A 21,642-nucleotide genomic window follows, 5' to 3' on the forward strand; every position below is an offset into this window, starting at 1 on the left:
TATGTTTGATTTAAACCGGTCATCTTCATCAACAGTGCGCAGTAGTGTCGGCCTCATGCACCTCCTTGTTCCGGTGGAACCTTGCTTGCGGATACCCAGAGTGTCTCGATGCTCAGCAGCGGTGGCTGGTTGTCCGAGGCCACCGCGCCCCGTGCCAGTTGCGCCGGATCGTCGGCGCTGAAGGCCCGCAGGGTCAGGTCGACCCGGGCGTTGCCCTGGAGCGTGACCTGTTCGGCCAGCCGCCAGCGGTCGATGGCCTGGCTGAAGGCGCTGGTGAAGGCCGGAGGGCTGTTCAGCGAGGTCGCCACCGGCAACAGCAGCGCCGCCGGCAGCACGGTGCGCGCGACCACGCCCGGGGCGGCGACCTCGTAGCTGTAGCGGCCCTCCATGCCGACCTGCACCGTGGTGCCATTGCTGCCGGCGCCCAGGGCGGCGAAAAACACCTCGAGGTAGTCGTCCAGGCTGGCGTTCGGCACCGGCAGGTTGTCTAGGGAGAAGGCGCCTTGGCTGATGTGCGGGCTGATGCTGTCGACAAAGCGCACCACCGGCGTCGAGAAGCGGAACAGCGCATTGGTCTGCAGGGTGCCGATATCCGCTGCGGGGAACAGGATGCGGTTGCGCTCCACCGACAGCGAGGCCCAGGCATTCTGGTGGTCGAACACGTTGAGGGCCGGCAGGCTGGTGCGGCGCTCGTCGATCAGCAGAGCGTCCGCATAGTCGAGCCAGACGGCCGGCTGGCTGCCCTTGAGTCGATAGCGATAGGCGATCAGCCCCGGGTTGCTCGGATCGACCACATTAACCGCCTCGTACTGTTGCGCGGCGATCTGCACCAGTGGCACCGGCAGGCTGACCTTGCCGAGCTGGGGCAGGGTGGCGCTGATCTGCCCGCTGGCCGGATCGTAGCTGGCCGCCACCTGATTGATACTGACATCCAGCAGCAGGGTTTCGGCCCGCTCCTGGCCATCCACCGTCACCGGTGCCAGTACCTGGCTGAAGGTGCAGGTCAGGGCCTGGGGCGCGACAAACGCCGCGGCGTTGCGAAACAGCGGCCGGGCCCAGGCATCGTAGGCCTCGGTGACCTGCTGGACGATGTAGACGAAGGCCTCCACCGCCTGTTGCGCTGCGGCAATCTGCACCGCAGTCGGCTCGCCGAAGTTGATCGCGCTGAGATTGTCTTGCATGGCCACTTCAATGCTCGGGTACACGCTGACGAATTGCGCCAGGGCGGTGACCAGGCTCTTGTCGACACTGCGCAGCGCAGCATCGACGGTCGGCGTGTTGAGGGCGATGGCCACGTTCAGGCTGTCCTGGGCCGTGCCGCGCACCAGTGAGTCGAAGGCGTAGGTCCATTTGCTCAGGTCCGAGACTTGCTGCGGCACCTGGGCCCAGGCCGTCGCCGTCTGCCCCTGGATGGTCGGCGGCTCGGGCAGGGCCCGCAGCAGCACTGGCAGGTTCAGGGTCTGGCCGTCGGCCAGGGGCACTCGCAAGGGGCCGGAGATCAGCGAGATCCAGTTCGACTGGGTGTAGCCGCTGATGCCCGGCACGTTGCGCACGTCATGCTCCAGGTGGCTGATCTGCAGTTCCAGGTCCAGCGGCACGTAGCTTCTTGCTGCCTCGTTGCGCGAATTGAAGACAAACGCCAGGGCGCTTTCCCCAGGGGCGTCGGGCAGGCCGATGCGACCGCTGCCAAAGGCATAGTTGTCGTTGCTGGCCTCCGGCGCTTCGCTGTTGCCCGCCGCGTTGGCGGCGCCCCCCACCGTCGGCTGGCCGTACAGCGACAGCGGCTCGCCGGTGGCGCTGCCTTGCACCGAGAAGCCGACGATGGCGGTGGTGCTGTAGGCCGAATACAACTGGTTGAGCAGGGTCTGGCGCAGCTTCTCGCCCGCCGCGGCCCGCGCCGGTCCGTCCTGCGGGCCCGCCGAGAGCACCGGCTTGATGGTCGATGCAATAGCGTCGGCCAGGGTCTGCTTGGCGCTGAGGATTTTCCCCAGGTTGCCGTCCTTGAGCGGGTCCTTGCTGCCCAGCAGGGTGTCGAGCAGAAACACCGAGGGTGCGTAGGTCGGCGCGAGGAAGCCGTCGATGGCCTTGAGGGCGGTTTCGAACCACAGGTTCTGATCGACCCCGGTCAGGGTCAGGGTCACAGGATCGCCGCTCGGGAATGGCTGCTCCGGCTGGTAGTTGGGGTAGATCTGCACGCTGTCCGAGGTCAGGCTGCGGGCGATCGGCTGGGCGGCGAAGTAGCCCGGGGCCGGATCGATGCGGTAACGGATGCCGTCGTTGCCGTCGCTCAGGGCGAAGCGTGCGGCCCACAGGGTCTGGCTGCGGCCGTCCGGGGTGCTGCCCGGGTCCGCGGTGCCGCTGCCGACCCGGGTCATCCAGGCCCCGGCCCGCTGGAACAGTGCCTCGAAGGCCAGGGCGAACTGGCTGTAGCCGCTGGTGCTGGCGCTCAGCGAATCGGGGACCGGCAGCAGGGTGCTGGTCACCGCCACGCCACCTTCCAGGCCGGCGACATCCGGCTCCACCAGCGCCGCGACCCGGCGCAGGCTGAGGGTCAGGCTCAGGGGCAAGATCGAACCCGGAGCCAGGGCGTCGATGTCCACCGCCAGTTTCAGCGGCACCGTGGCCGGTGCGGGGGGACGGGTGCCCTGGGCCACTTGGGCGAGGTACAGGATCACCCCGTTGACGTAGTCCAGCAGCGGCTGCGCCTGGCTGTCGTCGAGCCGGCTCAGGGGCTGGGCGAACAGGCTGTTGACCAGTTCCACGCTGACCGCGCGGCCCTGGCACCAGGGCAACTGCAGATCCTTGTAGGACTGGTTCAGCTGGTAATAGATCAGGCTGAACATCTCCAGATCCTTGGCAGCCTGGACCTTGACATCGCCACCGCCGGCCGGGTCATAGCTGGAGGTGTCGAGGCTCAGGCTGATCACCAGCTGCGCGCCACCGGCAACGGCTTCGTAGGTATAGAAACTGCGGGTATTGGGCCAGGCCGACAAGCCGATCAGCCGGTCGCAGTAACGCAGTGGCAGCGGCGGGTGATTGAGGCTGCCGGGATAACCGGGTGTGGGTGCCTGGAAGGGAGTGACGGTGATGTTGCCGAAGATGTCCAGCCAGGTCAGGTTGACCTGGGCGAAGCTGCCCACGCCGCGGTAGGGGTTGTCTGCGGCGCTCGGCAGCCCGGGCCGGGCTGGCACTGGCGCGGCATTGCTGGTGGCGCGCCGGGCCAGGCCGAGGGTCTGCTGGTAGCTGTACTGGTCGTCTTTGGCCAGGGCATCGAGGGCCCGGGCGCGGCTTTGCGGATCGCGCATGGCCTGCCGGTGGGCTTGGGCCTCGGGCGAGTCGACGCCACTGTCCGGCCGCTGCGGGCCGAAGGGCAGGGCCAGCTCGCTGGCGCTGAACCAGGGCGAACCGTCGAGCCCGGCGGACAGCACCGAGTACAGGTTGTACAGGTAGGCGCTGGCGTAGCCGTCCGGGTCCAGGCTGGGCGAGTCCACCGGCGGCGGATTGCTGCGCAGCACACTGAAGGCCGCGTTGCCCTGTTTGAACACCGCTTGCAGATCGAAGGTCTGGGTGTCGATGCTCAGGCTGCTGCCGACGCTGAACAGCCCGGAGACCTGCGCGGCGCCCACCGCCAGGGCGTCCAGGTCAAGGCCGTAGTAGGTGGCCAGAGACTGCAGGCTGTTGCCTGGCGCCAGGCTGGCGTCGACGACATAGGTCAGGGCTGGGATGAACAGCGCCACGCCGCCGGCGGCGCTGACCCCGGGGTTGAGGTTGGCGATCTGCGTGGCGCTGATCGGTTGCAGTGCGCCCACCGAGTAGTAGCGCGCCAGGTTGTCGAGAATGCTCGCGCTCTGGCCGTTGCCGGCGCTGGCCTCGGCCGGGGTCACCAGGTGAATGATGCCGTCCACCGGCACCTGCGCCGCCTTGCGCAGCGTGACGGCGGCATTGAGCTCGGCGATGCGTCCAGTGCCGATGCCGTAGAAAGCCGCGAGGCTGTCGAGGCTGTCGCCGGCGGTGGTCGGTTGGCTGCTGTCGGCGGTGGCGGCCGAACGCAGGGTCATGTGGCTGCCTTGCTGGATCACCGTGTCGGTGCTGACGAAGGCGTTGACGAAGTTGCACAGGCGGCCGTCGAGCGCGTCGCGGGGGTAGGTCACCACCAGGGTCAGGGTGGCCGTGCCGCTGTCGTCGAAGATGCTGTCGGGCAGGCCGGCGGCGGCGATCGCATCGTAGTAGCTCAGGTAGTAGCCGCCGGAGCGCACGGTGGACAGTTCCCAGAGCAGCTTGACCACTTCCTCGGGCGGATTGAGGATGCCTCGCGGCCCGGCTTCTTCGGCCAGGCGCACAGCCATCAGGGCCGGCGGCGGGTTGGTTTCGGTGGACAGGTTGGTCTGGGTGAGGAAGGCCAGGAAGTCGCTGGCGGCCTGGCTCAGCAGGTTGCTGGCCTTGGCGTTGCCCTGGGGCATCAGCAGGAACTGGCCGCTGATGATCGCGCTGCCCAGCTCGCTGACCGCGATCAGCAGACGCTCCAGCAACTGCGCATCGGTGGCCGACGGGCCGAGCAGCTCGTAGGTGTAGGACAGGTTGCTGCCGCTGCCGGCGATGGCCCCGGGTTCGGCCTGGGGCAGGCGCTTGATGGTGAAGTCGACCCGGGTCGCGTAGCTGTAGGCCGGGATTTCGCGGCGGGTGGTTTCCAGGGTCGCCGGGTCGGTGGACACCTCGCACGGGGTGAACGCCGGCAGGTAGGGGATCTGCTGCGCCAGCCTCGGTAACTGCCGGGCGAGGTTGCCGACCCGTTGGTTGATCAGCTGGATCAGGCCGTCGGGCAGGGACCAGAGCATGGGCTGCACGCTGGCGCTGCCCTCGCTGTTGGCCCGCAGCCCCGGCTGGCAGAGGTTGCGCAATTGTTGCAGGTCGGCACTCGACCACAGGGACACGCTTTTCACCGCGTAGTCTTTCGGGCTGCGGGCCACGGTGGGCAGCAGCTCGATGCGCGGCGCCGGCTGGAACTTGCCTTGCTGGGCGTAGGCCAGTACCCCGCAGAGGTTGCTGTAGGCCTGATTCAGGTTCATCGAACCACTGCTGGCCCCGGCAATGCGCACGAACGACAGATCGACCCCGTGGCTGGAGGCGGCCCGGCTCAGGCTGATGGGCAAGTCGCTGCCGGGCAAGAGACCGACCGGGGTCGGGAACTGCTGCCCGGTCAACTGGTACAGGCCATAGGCGTTCTGCTGGGCGGGGTAGAGAAACGCCGGGCTCAGGCTCAGGCCGCCCATGCCCGCCGGGTTGGCCGGCAGGCGCAAGCCATAGGCCAGAAAGCGCGAGAGCATGCCCGCCAGTTGCGACAGCTGGTCGGTGGCCACCAGCAGGTTCCACAAGTCCTGCGTATACAGGCTGTTGAGCGACGTCAGGGTGATCTGCGGCTTGGCGAACAGTGGCGCCACCCCGAAGTTGGCCGATGCCGGGTCGCTGAACAGGGCCATGGCACTGACGCCGAAGCGCGCCCCGGCACTGTTCAGGCTGTCGCCAGCGGTGCGGTACGCGAGGTTCGGCAGCAGCAACGGCTGCCCGGCCAGCAGCAGCCCGGGCATGGCGTAGAGCGCACTGTCCTGGGCCAGTTGCGCCAGCGTGACGCCCAGGGCCCGGGCCAGGCTGTTGAAGGTTTCCCCGGGACCGGTGGTGTGCTGATGGATGTCTTTGCCCACCGGCAGGCTGATCACCTGATTGGCGGCGATCACCAACGAGTTGCCATTGGCCAGGATCAGCCCCGAGGCGCTGGTGCTCCAGCGCGCCGGTACGCTGCTGTCGGACCAGGCCGCGGCGACCTTGGCCAGGGTGTCGCTGCTCTGCAGGGTGTAGGCTGGCAGCGGGATGTTCAGGGTAAGGCCGTCGCTCAAGGCAACTTCGGCGTTCGGTCGGACGATGTCGTCCAGGGTCAGGCTGTTGCCGCGGGCGTCGTTGGTCCAGCTCAGGATTGCGCTGATGGAGTTGCCATTGGCCGTGGCGTAGGCGTAGTCGTCAAAGGCGTTCAATGCGACCTGCAACAGTTGCCGGCCGATGACCATGAAGGCATCGGTGAAGATCACCGTGGCCATGGATTCGCTGTCGTCCGCTGCGGCCCGCAATGCGGGCGCCGGTGGTGGCTCCTTGCTCGTTACCAGCGCTGCCAGCTCCTTGAACAGCTGCGCGACATTGCTGCGGTAGGTGCTGTTGGTGCCTACGTAGTGAGCGAAATCCACGCTCGCGCTGCCGGCATTGGCCAGGGGGACGTTCAGGGACAGGCCGTCGAAAACCGGGAACAGCACCGAGCCGGCTTGCAGTACCTGCTGGATCTGCTCCTGGTTGGCGGCGTCGGGCAGGGTGATGTTGACCTCGAAGGACGACAGGAAGGTCAGCAACTCGCTGATGCCGAACGGCGGATTGGCCAGGTCGGCAAGGCGCTCGATATCCACCTCGAGCATGGCCTTGTCCACCAGGCTGCCGAGGATGTCGGCCAGGGTGTCCTGGTCGCTGCTGGCCGAGCCCAAGGTGCCTACCAGCCAGGGCAGGTAGTCGGCGCACAGGCGTTCGAAGCTGCTGTTGCCAGCCGTTGTAGCCGAGTCTCGGGTCGGCGAGGGCGCATCCATGGTCAGCAGGAACACGAAGGCCCCCTGCTGGTCGGTGTAGTGGCTGGCGCCCTCGTTGCATAGCACGGTGAATTGCGGCGTGGCGTAGAGGTTCAGCAGCGGTTTGCCGGCGGCGCGCAGCAATGTCATCGGTTGCGGCGCGGCGGCCCGCCGTGCATTGGCCAGGCGCACATGGCGGGCCTGGCGCGCCAGCAGCAGGCCAGGTTCGGCCCAGGGTGCCGGTCCGCTCTGGATCGCGTTGATCTCGAAACGCGCCGAAACCTCGGCGTGGAAGGAAAAACTGATGCTGAAACTGAACAGGCCGAGGTCGATCTTGACCTTGACGCTGACCTCCACCGTGGCCCGTGCGGCAATCGGAATCGGCTTGTAGCTCTCATAGGTCAGGGACAGCGACAGGGTGATGCGCACGTTGACCGCGGCCGAGATGATGGCGAAGTCGATGCTACCGTAGAGCAGGCCGATGACCCCGACCGTGCCCTGGATCTTGAAGTAGTAGTCGTCCTGCACGCTATTGCCGGCCGGCACCAGGGCGGTGGACGGATGATAGGCGTGGAAGGCGGCGATGGTGCCTTCCAGGATGCCGAATACGGTCAGGGCGAAGCCGGCCTTGAGCGGTCCCTTGACGAAGTTGTAGCCCAGGCCCAGTTGCAGGCCGAGGCCGAACACGATCACCGGGTCGAAGGTGCCCTGGGTGGTCTTCGGCACCTGGGTGGCGGTCACCGACGACAGCTTGCCCAGGTAGAAACCGCCGGCGCCGAGCACCGGCACGCCGTAGACGATCGCGGAAATCGAGAACGAACGGGTGAAGTCCAGGTTGTAGGGAAAGCCGATGTCGATGAAGAAGTCGCCGTTGGTGTAGATCTTCACCCCGATCTCCGGCAGCACGATGGACACCGCGCCGAAGTTGAGGTTGCGGATGCTGTCGGGGAAGGTCCATTCGATCTGGTACACGCCGACATCGTCGGTGATCTTCTTGTACAGGATGTCCAGTACCAGGTTGCCCAGGGCCTTGGCTTTCTCCCCGGCCAGGGCCAGGCGCAGGCCATAGAGGTTGGGGTCGTTGAACACCAGCATCAGATCGACGGTCCAGTCCTTGCCGGTCTTGAGCAGCAACAGTTGCCCGGCGATCAGCCAGTCGCTGTTGCGGTTGTAGTAGGGCACGCCCTTGCTGCCGCTGTCGTTGGGGTTCATCGGGTTGCTGGAACCGGTGGTCGACGGCACGTTCTTCAGGGCGTCGATCACCGCCTTGGTGTTGGCGAAGCTGTCGTAGCCGCTGATGGCGACCCGCTGGCCGAGTACCAGCAGTGGCAGGCTGAAGTAGTCCGTGCCCTGGCCCGGCACCGTCGGCAGCTTGTCCACCGGCTGGCCCTTGTTCGGGTCCAGCAGGTTGCTCCAGTCCTGCTGCTCCTGGGGGTTGTTGCCCTTGAACACCGAGGATCCGTCGATGCCCAGGGTGATCTTGTCCACGCCATTGACCTTTTTGCGCTCGAACACCAGGCCGTCGATGCTCATGAACCCCAGGTCGATCTTGCTCGCCAGGGTGTACTTGGCGCTGATGCTCGGCACGCTAGTGCCGCTGCTGTTTTCCAGGTTGATGATCAGCGACAGGCCGTCGAGGGAAATCTGGTTGAGCACGTCCCAGGGCGAGCTCAGGGTGAAATACGGGTCGCTCAGCGATTGCATGAGTTTCTGGATCAGCCGGCCCAGGCTCCAGTTCTTCAGGGTGAAGGTCAGGGCCTTTTTGTCGACCTGATAGATCGCCGTCAGGCCTTCCCAGGACAGGGTCAGCTGGGCGTTGCGGCCCTGGTTGTCAGGGGCGAAGCTGTAGCCCAGCAGCACGCTGTCGTTGAGAAAACTGAAATCCCATAGGGTGGTGGCGCTGCCGCTGTACTGCTGGTTCGCCGGCTTGCTGGCGTCGTAGCTCAGGCTCAGGGTGGCCAGGGTGTCGACGTGGAAGGCTTCGCCCAGATTGAAGGTCCAGCGCAGGCTGCCGGCCACCGTGTAGCTGTCGAGCGGGGTGTTGCCGGTGCTCAGGCTGGCGTCTACCTCCAGGGTGTTGACCAGCAGTTTGCCGGGCAGGAAATCCGGAAAGGTGAAAGTCCCACCGAAGCTGAGGAACTGGCTGACCAGCTGTTGCACGTCCACCGGCTGCGCCAGTTGCGCGGCGACTTGCCAGGTGGCCGGGGTCTTGCTGCCGTCGTAGTCGAGGCTGGCATTGGCGAAATACGGACCGATGCCGACCAGGCCACCGATCCCCGCCTGGTAGGTGGTCACCGCCGGGGCATTGCTGCCGCTGGCGCTGGTGGGTGTGGTGGCCTTGATGTACAGCTGGCCGTCGGTGACCGAGAGAATCGGCTGGCCACCGAAGGTGAACAGGTTCAGGTCGAGTTCGAAGCCGGCGTTGAAGGCGTAGCTCTTGGCGCCGACATCCAGGCTCAGGCCGACATCGGACAGCGAAGCGTCGACGAAACTCTTGGGGATGCGGATCAACTGAGCGGTCAGGGTGGCGATCAGGTCGTTGAGGTTGGCCGTGCCGTCGAAGCGTGCCAGCAGTTGCAGGTCGGAATTGAACTGGACGAAGAATAGGCCGTTCTCGCCGGCGGTCTTGCCCTTGAACACTTCGGGCAGTAACAAGAAGCGGGTCTGGAACAGAAAACTCTGGGTATTTTTGTCAGGCAGGAAGTTGATTCCCCACACCAGTTCGAAATCGGTGACGCCGAACACCAGCTGGTTGGTCGGGTCCTGCAGGGGCACCCACGGGTGATCGACATTGATCACCGTGGGGTCGGCGCCCAGGGTCACGCTGGCGGTGCTCAGTGTCAGTTTCGGGTTGGTAACGCCACTCAGGGCGAGGCTGCGCAGGCCGATTCCGGAGAGAAACTGTTGCAGCACCGCTGGCGTGCCATTGAAGAAGCTGCCGTTGTTGTCCAGCAGGCCGATGATGGTCGCCGGGGTCAGCAGGGCGCTGCCGTCGTCGCTGTGGCCGAGGTAGAAATTGAAGGCGCTGCCGTTGTTGATCTGGGCCAGGGCGCGCATCTGGTAGGCGACGGACTTGCCGTTCTGGTCGGTCAGGCTCAGGTTGAGGCCGAAATACAGGCTGACCTGCTGGTCGTAGAAGGCTTCGGCCGGGTCTTCGCCGTCCTGCAGTTCCGGCGGGCCGATGATCAGGCCGAACACCGGGGTATCGACATTCAGGTACAGCAGCTTCAAGCCGTCGCTGACGTTGAGGAACGGTGCCTGCAAGGTGGTGGTGGGCATGAACACCTCGACCCCGTCGACCTTGGCGAAGTCCATGCTGCCGGTGAAGGGCAGGGCCAGGGTCGGGAACCCCAGGTTCTGTACCACCGCGACCGCGGTGCTGAGCTGTGCCGGCGGTGTCAGCCGGGCGGCGAAGCCCTGGCGCGGGCCCTGGCTGGCATTGAAGGTGAAGACCGCGTTGCTGATTCCGGCCCATTTGAAGGGAATGCCGGTGGCGAAGCTCGACAGGTCGGCCCAGGTCCAGCTGGCCGGGGTGGTGACGATTTCCAGGCTCAGGCTCTGGGCCCCGACAGCGCCCGTGAGGCCGAAGGTCAGTACCAGCCCCTGCTGGATGTCCTGTTGCAGGAAGCGCGCGCTGACCCCGGTGACCTTGAAGGTCTGGGTGGCGGGGTTCAGCGGCTGCACGCTCTGCGCGGTGAGGTTGACCGTGAGCCCGGCGACGGGCGACTGGAAGGCGGCCTTGAGGTCGCTGTCCAGGGTAGCGGAGACACTGACCGTGGCGTCCGCCAGGCCGGTGATCAGGTAGTCGCGGGTGAGGACGATCGGCGCGCCGGCATCGCCGGTCAGGGCTGCGGCGAGGTTGCTCAGGGGGCTGTTGGCCATCTGTCTTCTCCTTGTTCAGACCGTCACAAACAGGGCCAGGTGATCGCTGGTGGAGCGGATGTGCCCCAGGTTGCGCCAGCCGCGGTAGCGTTGCCGATCGCCCGCGGCGAATGCCGGGGCGGGGGCGGGGGGCGCCGGGATCCAGGCGGGCGGCGGCGCCTGGAAATCGCTGGCCATGGCCACCAGGCCCATGGGCGCACCGCCAGGAGCGGGGTTGACCACATTCAGCGGTACGCCGACCACGCTGTTGGCAATGGTGAAATTGCCCGCCGCGCCGCCGCGCACCAGGATGTTGTCGATGGAATACAGGCTGCTGCTGTTGGACGAGCCGATATAGCGGTACCCCGGATAGGGGACGGCCCCGGCATTGGTCGACCAGAAAATGCTCGCGTTGCGACTGCGCAGGTGGGTGGCGAAGTAGCCGGTGTAGGCCTCCAGCGCCGGCGGTGGAGCCAGGGCCGGCGCCTGCAGTTGCAGGCCGTAGCCCAGGGCAGTGAGGGCAGCATAGCGCCCGGGATCGTTGCCGTTCTGGCTCAGTAGGTTGACGTTGAAGTCGCCGGTGATGATCCGGGTTTCCAGTGCCCCCAGGGCGGCGGCGATGTCGCGCACATTGGCCAGGCCGTTGAGGTAGGCATTGGCCGCGACATATTGCGGCGGCGAGTGGATGGCGAACAGCGTGAGGTTGCGCTGCACCACTACTGGCGGGCCGTCGACGGTTTCGCAGAAGGTCACCATGTAGGGTTCGCGCAAGCCGCCGTAGTTGATCGCGGCGCCGGCGTTGTCGACGAACGCGACCCGCGCCGCGCAGCGGCTCTCGTCGAGATTGCCCGGGTTCAGCGCGGTGGGCGGGATCGCCCGGTGGCGCACGCTGAAGCAGGTCTGGGCCTTCAGCATCGGGTAGTCGCCAGCGGCCGGTGGGGCCGCTATGTGGGGGTTGAAGCTGATGCCGTTGCCCGCCGGCGACCAGGCGTTGGGGCCGGTGAACAGGCGCTTGCCCGCTGCCACGCCGCCGCCCGCCGGGATCACCGGCTTGTAGAACACCGCGACGCCTTCGGCGCGTCCGGCCTGGCCGACCACCAGGGGCGGCACCAGGTTCCACGGCACACCCGTCAGGTTGCGGATGCGCTGCAGCAGTTCGGCGCAGCCCTGCCAGCCGCCGGTGGGGGAGATCAGCGACCCGGGGCCGTGGCTCGGTCCGCTGGAGGTCTCGACCACGACGAAGATGTCCGGGTTGAACGCGGTGATATGGGCGAGGATCAGGGCCAGCCGGTCGGCGGCGTCCAGGTCGGGAACGAAGGCGCCATTGCGATCGCGCTTGGTGCTCAGCGGGCGGATCTTGTTGTAGCCGAAGCTCTCGATGTTCCAGTACAGGACCCGAGTCATGGCGTCACCTCCGAAGGGCCGGTCAATGCCGGTTGCGTGGGCCCGTCCGACTCCAGCTGCAGCAGGCTGGCGGCCTTGCTCTGCGGGTCTTTGACGTAGGCGGCGTACCAGCCCAGGCTGCCGGATGACAGCGGGTCGCCGAACAGGAAGAACTGCAGGGTGGCGCCCGGCGGCAACTTGGCGATGCCGAGGATCTTGATGCCGATATCGGTCAGTTGCAGGTTGAAGAACCTGGCCTGGGGGTCGGTCTGACCGGGGATGGTCTGGTACAGCAGTTTGATCGGCCCGGTGGAGACCTTGATGATGCCCTGCAGGGAAAACACGCTGGCCGACGGCGCGGCGCCGGGCAGGCTGAGACCGACAAACAGCATCGGGCTGGTGTCGCCACTCTTGCTGCCGGGCGACCAGGCGATCAGCAGGTCGGACTCGAAACCGGTGCCCGACACCAGGGCCCCGGGGGAGCCCATGGTGACCTTGTAGACGATGCCCGACCAGGCGCCCGACAGCGCCTTGAGCGCCAGATTCTCCGGCAGCACTGGAAGGAAGCCATAGTCCGCGGGCTTTTTCTGCGCCGGTGCCTGGATGAACTGCTTGAGCTGCAGGGTGAAGCCCTTGTACAGACTCTGTCCGCGCACCTGGCTGGTGGCCGGGTCGAACCCGAGGTTGTCGGGGTTGAAGGCAAAACCTACGGCATTGGGCGTGGCGCTGGGAAAGGCCATGGCGATTTCCAGGTTGGTGTAGGCCAGGCCCTGGTTGCTCGGGCTGCCATCGGCACTGCCGAAGGACAGCAGGTCGAATGGCCCGTCCGAGGTCTTGAGCAGGGTGAAATCCAGCTTGCCCCACAGCAGGAAGCGGCTGGCGGTGGTGAGCCCGCCGTCCGGGCTGCCCAGGGTGTTGAACTGAATGCGGTTGACCGAGGCGGCCGGCAGCACGTTGCTGTCGAGGTTGAACAGGTAGCTCTGGCTTTGTTCGAACACGTAGGTGGTGGTGTCGTTCTGTTGCAGGGCGCTGCCGTCGAGCACCATGGCGTTCACTGCGCTGGGCTGGCCGGCGCGCAGGGTGGCCTGGATCGGCGAGCCGAACAGCAGGTCCAGGCTCAGCTGGATGCGACTGTTGAAGGTCACCAGCCGGGACTGGCGGAACAGTGCCTGCAGCTGCAGGACACTGAAGGCATAACCGTTGCTGGTGCTCAGGGCCACCGGCATGTCCGGAGCCGCGCCATTGGCCTGGGCCTGCTCATAGGCGGGGTTCAGGTAGTCGATCAGGCCGAACAGGGTGGAGATGCCCTGGATATCCAGGGTGTCGCCCTGTTGGCTGATGCGGCTGACACTGGCACCAAAATGGTGGGCCAGGAAGCGGCTGTAGTCGATGCCGGCGGCGATGCCTGCCAGCTGCTCGGGCAGGCTGTCCAGGGGCAGGTCGGCGTTGAGCACCATGAAACCGTTCCAGCCCGGATCGCTGACCTGGGCGACGAAGTCGGCGTAGAGGCTGTCGGGGCCGACCGCGGCCTTGTGCTCGGCGTCAGCGATGAAGTCCTGCAGCCACTGGGACAGGCCGGTGTAGGCCAGGGTTTCCAGGCCCGGCGCCAGGTCCGCGCTCTTCGAGAACGTCTCGGGCATGGTCCAGCGATTAGGGTTGTCGATGCGCTCCTTCAGGCTGCCAGCGCAGTACTTCATGATCAGCACATTGCGGTAGCTGGTGGTTTGCACGCCGACGCCGATGTTGGCGATAAAGCGCCAGTCGGCGATGTCCATGCGGTTGCTGAAGCTTGCGCCCTGGGTGAAGAACGGCAGCGGATTGACCCCGACCAGAAACAGCTGGTTGGTCTGCAGGGCCTCGTGCAGGGCCTCGCCGGGGTGCACGAAGGCAAAGTCCAGCGGTCCTTGGGTGGACAGCGAGCGGGCCAGCAGCACCTTGGCGTAGCCGATGCCGTCGGCGTCCAGGTCCACCAGCAGGCCTTGCGGGGTGGTCGCCCGATCGGGTTGTGCCGCCTCGCTGGTCAGCAGCCGTTGCAGGCGTCGGGCCCGCGCGGCTTGTTTGCCCGGCAGGGTCGCGGCACTGATCAGGCTCTTGCGCGAGGCGGCGAGGATCTCGCTTTCGAACTGGGTCAGGTTGAGGCTGGCATTGCTGCTCACCCCCGCGTAGGGCACCAGCGGGAAGGCGAACCCGGCGTCCTGAGGCAGCGGGGTGCTCGGCGCGGCCGGGGCCAGTAGCGGTGTGGCGCCGTTGTTGCGGCTCTGGCCATAGAGCGGGCTGCCGTCGGGCTGGGCGCTGTAGGCCGGGGTGGAGGTGCCGGCCACCAGGTTGCACCAGGAGGTGTGGTGCTCGCCGTTCAGCAGGACGCTGACCGCGCCACTGGTGGGCATGACCAGCGTGCTGGCCTGGAACGGAAACACCGGGGCATAGGCCGGTTGCGCCGCCAGCATGCGCAAGCGGTCGTTCTCCTGGGAGCTCAAGGAAGCGTCGTAGGGGCTAAAGCTCAGCCATTCGGTGCCGAAGATCCCGCATAACAGGTTCGGCCCGGCGCTGGCGACCGGCAGGCTCAAGCCGAAGTCGCCGGCCAGGGTCAGGCTGTAGCTGCCGCCTTGGGCGCTGAACACCAGGCTGGCGGCATAGGGCCGAGGCCAACCGTTGGCGTCCAGGCCATTGAGCGGGATCAGGCTGATCGGGTTGCCGGCGGTGCTGCGCCACTGGCTGGGCAACGCGGTAGTGCCGGTGTTGGCGAAGCTGATGGCGGTGCGGATCAGACCGGCGGCCAGTTGCGCCGCGGCGATGTTCTGATTGAGCGGGTCCAGCGGGTCGAGTACGCCACCCATGGTCAGTTTGGCGGGCATGCCGTTGGGGTTGAACACCGGGTAATTGAGCACACTCTTGCCGCCTGCGGTGTTGGCCACATAGGTAAAGCCGGTCTGGAAATACTTGAGGGCGGGCTGGCTGCTGTAGGTCAAGGCGTAAGTCAGGCTGCCGGCCTGATTGCCGTCCAGGGGCACGTAGGCCAGCGGCTGTTGCGGCGGTGTCAGTTGCAGGCCGCTGTCGGCCTGCAGCTTGTCGCTCAAGCCCATGGTGATGCCGGTATTGGATTTCAGGCGCAGGGCGTTGAAGTCCGGGTCGTATTTGACGTAGGTGCCGAAGTTGACGAAAAACGTCAGACGATCGCCGAGCCGCAGGTTGAGGTTGTTCTGCACCTGGCTGGGGGCCGTCACGCTGATGCGCAGGCCGTAGCTATTGAAGGCCTGTGGCGCTGGCAGGCTCGACCCGGGCAGCCAGAGCAAGGCGCGGCCGACGAAGTTGCGCTGGTCGACGGCGTACAGAAAGTCGTACAGGGCGTTGACGAATGCCGTGGGATCGCTGCGCAGGGCGGCTGGCTCGCTGGGGGCGAACAGGTAATGGCCGGCATTCTTGTCGAAGGCGTCGGCCGGGCTCAGGCTGGCCGGCAGGCTGCCGGGCGCGGTGCCCTTGGGCATGACATAACCGCGCCAGCCATAGCCACTGGCATCCGGCAGGGCATAGGCGGCGCTGTGGGCGATCTGCTGGTAGTCGGACGTGCTGGTCATGTCTATCCCCTGCAATTGTCGGCACGGCCACGGATCCACGACCAGTCGGCGACACTGCCGACGTAGTGGTTCGGTGGGTTGTGACCGGACTGGAAAGTGCCATCCAGGCTGAGCTGCCCTTGCTGCTCCTGGGTGGCGGGACGAAAGTCCAGGAGTCCACCCTCGATGCGCACCGGTCCGACGCTGGACTGCCGCAGGCTCACCGGGGTAGCGGTGGCCATGAGGGTGTAGCTGTCGATCAGATCGCTGGCGTAATAGAAACTCACCTGGGCGGTCAGCGCGTTGCTGCTGTCGGCCTTGTAGGGGTCCAGCAGTTCCACGATCACCTGCAGGTCCGGCAGCAAGGGCTGGCGGTAGCGGGCCAGGACACTGGTGGTCGGGCTCTGCCAGCGGATCAGGTCGCCACGATAGGCCTGGGTCACGGGTGTGCCGCTGTCACGCAGGTTCTCGATGGTGAAGTCGGCCAGCAGGTGCGAAGTGTTGGGGGGCGCGCAGAAGAAGGCACCCAGGCTGCCCCAGACCCGCTGACCAGCGCCGTTGGCCAGATCGAAGTCGGCAGTGGGCGCAGCGGCGGTCATGCTCAGACCAGTCATGCCGGCGTTGCCCAGGGAAACCTGGGCATTGACCCGGGCTTCGTTGCCGTCTATCTGCAGCACGAACATCACTGGACCGACCTGACGATTGACTTTCATCCCGGGCAGCAGCACCGGCCCGGGCACGCAAGGTTCGCCGGAGGAGGAGGGCGAGAGGTCGATGCAATCCACCGCGGGCGAGGTTGCAACGGTGCTGGAAAGGGTCTGGTAGTGACTGCCGGACACCGCTGGCGCACGGTTGCCTGTGGTCATCAGCCACGCTGCAGTCGCCAGGATCGCGCCGAGGGTTGCCCAGAGAATCCGGGTGTAGAGCATCCGTTGCCTGGTCACGCGAGGGTACCGTCCATGTCCCGTATTGCATGAAGCGAGGCCGGCGATGCCGGCCTCGCAAATGGGCTCCGATCACGGAGCCCGAGTCGATCACGACAGGGTGAAGGTCCCGATGTTGGTGTTGTTGAACGGTGTTTCCGAGCCGCTGTCGACAATCACCCCGGTGAACAGGATGCTGAACGCCGAGCCCACGTTTTGCAGCTTGACCTGGGAGCCCTTGCGCAGGACGACCGGGCCGGCGGAGCTGTCGGCGCTGAGAGTCTGGACGGTTGCGGTGTTGTTGACCTGAGTGGCCCACAGCAGGTTGTTCTGATAGCTGAAGGTCACTTTGGTGGTCTGGTTGGGGTCGCCGTTGTAGGTCGCGGTGGACTGGCTGTTGATGGTCAGAGGGGTGGTGACGGTGTTTACCGAGGTAAAGGCGGTCATATTGAATATCCTTTTCGTGTGTTGGGCATGATTCAGCTGGCTGAACCGGATGAGAGTCTAGGTGTGCTTGTTCGTCTGTCGAGGTCGCTGACCAAGCGTTCGAAAGGCGTTTTTGACCCTCTGGCGATGCTCCGGACACACCGCGTTTAGCGCTGTAGACCGCGTAACTTAAAGGCTCTTGGCCTGAATGCGAGTTAGTGGAACGAGGCCTCTAATAGCATTTTGTTATCACTGTTAATGCAAAATAGTTGGACACTCCCGAGTTTCTTTTCGACACGCAAGGGCAGGGTATAACTCCAACTAAGCCGACAGTTTCGGGACTAGGAAATACGCGGGAAAGAAGGTTCAGGATTAACTCAACTAAATGGTGATTTAGTTGAGTTGGGAGTAGAACCGGGCAAAAACCGGGGGCAGGGGCGATATGCCAGGGCAGGGGGGCAAGCTGTCCAAACTGTAATGTGCCACTCAGGTTTCTGAAAGGCACCGCTACTTAACATCCTCGCCGAGCCAACCACTCAACCTCTGATTGGACACGAATCGGCATGCAATCCAAAACTTCAAGACGAACCTTCGTCAAGGGCCTGGCCGCAGGTGGCATTCTCAGTGGTCTGGGACTATGGCGCAGCCCGGTCTGGGCTATCACCAGCCCAGGTCAACCGAATGTTCTGGCCGGTACGGAGTTCGATCTGTTCATCGGCGAAAGCCCGGTCAATATAACGGGTAACCCGCGCACCGCCATGACGATTAACGGCGGGATCCCTGGCCCCTTACTGCGCTGGCGAGAAGGCGACACGGTGACCCTGCGGGTGAAGAATCGCCTGAATGACACTACGTCCATTCACTGGCATGGCATTTTGCTGCCGGCCAACATGGACGGCGTTCCGGGGCTCAGCTTTGATGGCATCGAGCCGGATGGCATGTATGTCTACACATTCAAGGTCAAGCAAAACGGGACTTATTGGTACCACAGCCATTCGGGTCTTCAGGAACAATCCGGTGTCTATGGTCCCTTGGTGATTGACGCCAAAGAGCCTGAGCCTTTCCAGTACGACCGTGACTACGTGGTGATGCTGACAGACTGGACGGATGAAGATCCCGTCACGCTGATGAGAAAGCTAAAAAAGCAGTCGGATTACTACAACTACCACAAGCGCACGCTGGGTAACTTCATCCAGGATGTCAGCGAGAAGGGTTGGGCTTCGACCGTCGCCGATCGCAAGATGTGGGCCGGGATGAAGATGAATCCTACCGATCTCGCCGATGTCAGCGGTGCGACCTACACCTATTTGATGAACGGCCAGGCGCCGGATATGAATTGGACTGGGGTTTTCCGGCCGGGAGAGCGCATCCGCCTGCGCTTCATCAACGGCTCGGCCATGACTTATTTCGACGTTCGTATCCCCGGCCTGAAAATGACGGTGGTGGCCTCTGACGGTCAGCATGTCAAACCGGTGAGCGTCGATGAGTTCCGTATTGCGGTCGCCGAGACCTTCGACGTGATCGTCGAGCCGACTCAAGAGGCTTACACACTATTCGCGCAATCAATGGATCGGACAGGTTATGCGCGAGGAACCCTGGCGGCGCGGGCGGGATTGTCGGCACCTGTGCCTGCGGTCGATCCTCGGCCGCTTCTGACCATGGACGACATGGGCATGGGGGGAATGGACCACGGTGGCATGGCTGGCATGGGCGATATGGCTGGCATGGACCATGAAAAAATGACCGGGATGGTCGAGGGCTCGATGCAAGGCATGTCCGGCATGGACGGTGGCGCGATGCAGGGCATGGACAACATGCCCGGGACAGATCACAGCAAAATGGCCGGCATGGACCATGGCGCGATGCAAGGCATGGGCGATATGGCCGGCATGGGGGCAATGCAGTCCCATCCTGAATCAGAAAAAAACAATCCACTGATCGACATGCAGGCGATGAGTACTTCGCCAAAGCTGAACGATCCGGGGATTGGCCTCAGAAATAACGGCCGGCGGGTTTTGACCTATTCCGACCTGAGAAGCACATTCCAGGATCCGGACGGGCGCGAACCGAGTCGCACTATCGAGCTTCACCTCACCGGCCACATGGAAAAATTCGCCTGGTCCTTTAATGGCGTGAAGTTCGCCGATGCCGAGCCAGTACGGTTGAAGTATGGCGAACGGATCAGGGTGGTGTTGGTCAACGACACGATGATGACTCACCCGATCCATCTCCATGGCATGTGGAGCGATCTGGAGGACGAGAACGGCCAGTTCATGGTCCGCAAGCACACGATCGATATACCTCCCGGTTCAAAGCGCAGCTATCGGGTAACTGCTGACGCGCTTGGCCGCTGGGCCTATCACTGCCATCTCCTGTACCACATGGAAATGGGGATGTTTCGTGAAGTACGTGTGCAAGAGTGAGGACTGACTGATGACCGCTAATTTTTGTCCCACCCGCATCTGCTTGGCGCTACTTGTCTCCGGTTTCACGCTTGGGCAGCTCCCTTCGGCATTGGCTGATGCCAGCCAGATGCAGAGCATGGACCATAGCCAAATGCAGGACATGGACCAGGGGCAGATGCAGTCGGCTGCAACCCAAAGCCGCACCCCCATCCCTGTACTGACGGATGCCGATCGAGCCGCTGTGTACGCCAGCCCAGGCGGCCATAGGGTTCACGACAGCGCCATAAATTCTTACTTCCTGATGGACAAGTTGGAGTGGCAAAACGCGGACGACGGCAGCGCACTCGTCTGGGACGCAAAGGGGTGGATCGGAGGTGACATCGATCGATTGTGGTTACGCTCGGAGGGCGAGCGAACCAATGGCAAGACGGAAAAAGCGGAAGTTCAGGCGCTGTGGGGGCACGCAATCAGCCCATGGTGGGATTTGGTCGGTGGCGTGCGGCAAGATCTCAAGCCTGGCGACCCTCAAACCTGGGCGGCGTTTGGGCTTCAAGGATTGGCGCTTTACAACTTTGACGCCGAAGCGACCGCCTTCGTTGGCGAGAATGGGCAGAGCGCGGCACGCCTTGAAGGCGACTACGACATCTTGTTGACCAATCGCTTGATTCTCCAACCTACGGCCGAGTTCAACTTCTACGGGAAGAACGACCCCCAGCGCGGCGTCGGTTCAGGACTTTCCGAAAGCGAGTTGGGCTTGCGGCTGCGATATGAAATTCGTCGCGAATTCGCACCTTACATCGGTGTGACGTGGAACCGCTCCTATGGAAAGACCGCGGACTATGCCAGGGATGAAGGTGTGGACCAGAGTGAGGCACGCCTCGTTCTCGGTGTTCGCCTGTGGTTTTAACCGCCACTGATCACTCGAACTTACTCCAACCAAACCTCGAATCAACAGCTCGCGCTGTGAGGAGTCTTGCATGTCATTTGTCAAAACTACCGCGGTAACTATCGCTCTTTCTGCTGGACTGCTGATGAGCGCATTCGCAGAAGCTCATCCGAAGCTGGTGTCCTCAACGCCTGCGGACGGTGCTGACGGAGCGGCACCGGCCAGGATTGAGCTGCATTTCTCGGAGAACCTGACGACCCAGTTTTCCGGGGCCAAGCTGATCATGACCGACATGCCCGGCATGCCGAACTCTCCAATGGGGGTCAAAGCGGGTGTTTCAGGTGGTAGCGATCCAAAGACGATGATCATCACCCCGGCATCTTCTCTCACCACGGGAACTTACAAAGTCGAGTGGCGCGCCGTGTCCTCGGACACTCACCCTGTAACCGGCAAAATGACGTTCAAAGTGAAGTGATTCATGAGCGACTCAATCAACATTGCACTTCGTTTTGCCCTGTATACGGACCTGATGCTGTTGTTCGGTTTAGCGGTATTTGGTTTGTATAGCCTTCGAGGCCAAGAACGAGCATCGGGTGCTGTTTTGAATTTCAAGTCGCTGCTGGCGGGGGCAGCGGCTCTTGGTGTACTGCTGTCTCTCGCGGCCATGCTCATATTGGCCAAGGCCATGAGCGGTGTCTCCGATTTTGCAGAACTTCATCACCATATCTTCGAGATGGTGGTGATGGGAACCGACGTTGGCCTCACGTGGATTGTGCGCATCACTGCGCTCGTTCTCGCTTGCGTAGCGGCGGCGTTCAACAAGAGGTGGCCGACAGGAAGCCTGTGGGTCGTGACGTTTTGCGGAGGTATTGCGCTGGCCACGCTTGCCTGGACCGGTCATGGCGCCATGGATGAAGGTACTCGAGGCTACTGGCATTTTACGACCGACATCTTCCACTTGCTGGCGGCAGGAGGTTGGCTAGGGGCGTTGACGGCATTCGGTCTGTTATTACGCCTGAAGAGGCTACAAGACGAACACCTGGTTCGCGTACTTGCACGGGCATTGATCGGATTTGAATCTGCCGGCACCGTGATCGTGGTAGTGATCGTCGTGACAGGGGTTGTCAACTACCTGTTTATCGCGGGGCCTAACGTCGACGATGTCATCCGCAATACATACGGCATTCTTCTGAGTCTGAAATTAGCGTTGTTCGCGGTCATGGTGGCGCTGGCCGCCTTGAATCGCTTCCATCTCAGTCCGTTTTTGCAGCGGTCGGTCCAGGCGGGACAGTACGCGGTGGCTGCAAACGCTCTGCGGCGTAGCATGGTCGTGGAGCTTTCAGCCGCAATGGTTATCGTGGGGTTGGTGGCATGGCTGGGGACGCTCAGTCCAGAGACGGAAATGGCATTCGAATAGCGATTCGACAATCGCCATGGGCAGGGCTAAATCCAAAGAGATGAATCTACCTGTTGGGCGGGACGAGTCCTGATGGGTAGTCGATCGTGGCAATGCCAAACGCGGTTTCGCAATCGACGTCGAGGGCTGCTGAGCGCACCTTATTTATTTGCGCATAATGTATATTATGTTAAATAATAGAAGAGCAC

9 protein-coding genes are annotated in these 21,642 nt (G+C 63.9%); 4 read left to right on the forward strand and 5 right to left on the reverse strand.

Going from position 1 to position 21,642, the window contains the following annotated elements; translation table 11 throughout:
- Nucleotides 1-53 precede the first annotated feature (53 nt).
- The 5 genes from BLV47_RS15180 to BLV47_RS15200 form a co-directional block, all read right to left on the reverse strand.
- Nucleotides 54-10,481: a hypothetical protein gene (locus BLV47_RS15180; protein ID WP_092314887.1), complete on the reverse strand. Its 10,428-nt coding sequence runs from the start codon at nt 10,479-10,481 to the stop codon at nt 54-56.
- A 15-nt stretch (nt 10,482-10,496) separates the two neighbouring features.
- Nucleotides 10,497-11,864, reverse strand: coding sequence for an exonuclease/endonuclease/phosphatase family protein (locus BLV47_RS15185; protein ID WP_092314889.1), 1,368 nt, complete (start codon nt 11,862-11,864; stop codon nt 10,497-10,499).
- Nucleotides 11,861-15,418, reverse strand: coding sequence for a hypothetical protein (locus tag BLV47_RS15190; protein WP_092314891.1), 3,558 nt, complete (start codon nt 15,416-15,418; stop codon nt 11,861-11,863). The genes BLV47_RS15185 and BLV47_RS15190 overlap by 4 nt, the downstream gene beginning before the upstream one ends.
- A gap of 2 nt (nt 15,419-15,420) precedes the next feature.
- Entirely contained in the window at nt 15,421-16,341 is a 921-nt protein-coding gene (locus BLV47_RS15195; RefSeq protein ID WP_143038276.1) for a hypothetical protein, read from the reverse strand.
- A 90-nt stretch (nt 16,342-16,431) separates the two neighbouring features.
- On the reverse strand, nt 16,432-16,767 hold the full coding sequence (locus tag BLV47_RS15200; RefSeq protein WP_092314895.1) for a hypothetical protein: 336 nt from the start codon (nt 16,765-16,767) through the stop codon (nt 16,432-16,434).
- A gap of 542 nt (nt 16,768-17,309) precedes the next feature.
- Between BLV47_RS15200 and BLV47_RS15205 the strand changes: the two genes are divergently transcribed.
- From BLV47_RS15205 to copD, 4 genes are all read left to right on the forward strand, one after another.
- Entirely contained in the window at nt 17,310-19,169 is a 1,860-nt protein-coding gene (locus BLV47_RS15205) for a copper resistance system multicopper oxidase (protein WP_092314897.1), read from the forward strand.
- Between the two features lie 10 nt (nt 19,170-19,179).
- Nucleotides 19,180-20,058: a copper resistance protein B gene (locus BLV47_RS15210; protein WP_092314899.1), complete on the forward strand. Its 879-nt coding sequence runs from the start codon at nt 19,180-19,182 to the stop codon at nt 20,056-20,058.
- Nucleotides 20,059-20,128: 70 nt separating this feature from the next.
- Entirely contained in the window at nt 20,129-20,512 is a 384-nt protein-coding gene (gene copC / locus BLV47_RS15215) for a copper homeostasis periplasmic binding protein CopC (RefSeq protein ID WP_092314901.1), read from the forward strand.
- Nucleotides 20,513-20,515: 3 nt separating this feature from the next.
- The gene (gene copD / locus BLV47_RS15220; protein ID WP_092314903.1) at nt 20,516-21,454 is read left to right on the forward strand and encodes a copper homeostasis membrane protein CopD; all 939 of its coding nucleotides are present in this window, start codon (nt 20,516-20,518) and stop codon (nt 21,452-21,454) included.
- Nucleotides 21,455-21,642 lie beyond the last annotated feature (188 nt).

Origin of the sequence: Pseudomonas saponiphila, from assembly GCF_900105185.1 — a bacterium.
In the GTDB taxonomy this organism is placed as follows: Bacteria; Pseudomonadota; Gammaproteobacteria; order Pseudomonadales; family Pseudomonadaceae; genus Aquipseudomonas; species Aquipseudomonas saponiphila.

Excerpts from the sequence above, each read along its gene's own strand:
- BLV47_RS15190 (WP_092314891.1), bottom strand. The coding sequence starts at position 15,418 with ATGACCAGCACGTCCGACTACCAGCAGATCGCCCACAGCGCCGCCTAT.
- BLV47_RS15180 (WP_092314887.1), bottom strand. The coding sequence starts at position 10,481 with ATGGCCAACAGCCCCCTGAGCAACCTCGCCGCAGCCCTGACCGGCGAT.
- BLV47_RS15200 (WP_092314895.1), bottom strand. The coding sequence starts at position 16,767 with ATGACCGCCTTTACCTCGGTAAACACCGTCACCACCCCTCTGACCATC.
- BLV47_RS15185 (WP_092314889.1), bottom strand. The coding sequence starts at position 11,864 with ATGACTCGGGTCCTGTACTGGAACATCGAGAGCTTCGGCTACAACAAG.
- copC (WP_092314901.1), top strand. The coding sequence starts at position 20,129 with ATGTCATTTGTCAAAACTACCGCGGTAACTATCGCTCTTTCTGCTGGA.
- copD (WP_092314903.1), top strand. The coding sequence starts at position 20,516 with ATGAGCGACTCAATCAACATTGCACTTCGTTTTGCCCTGTATACGGAC.
- BLV47_RS15210 (WP_092314899.1), top strand. The coding sequence starts at position 19,180 with ATGACCGCTAATTTTTGTCCCACCCGCATCTGCTTGGCGCTACTTGTC.
- BLV47_RS15205 (WP_092314897.1), top strand. The coding sequence starts at position 17,310 with ATGCAATCCAAAACTTCAAGACGAACCTTCGTCAAGGGCCTGGCCGCA.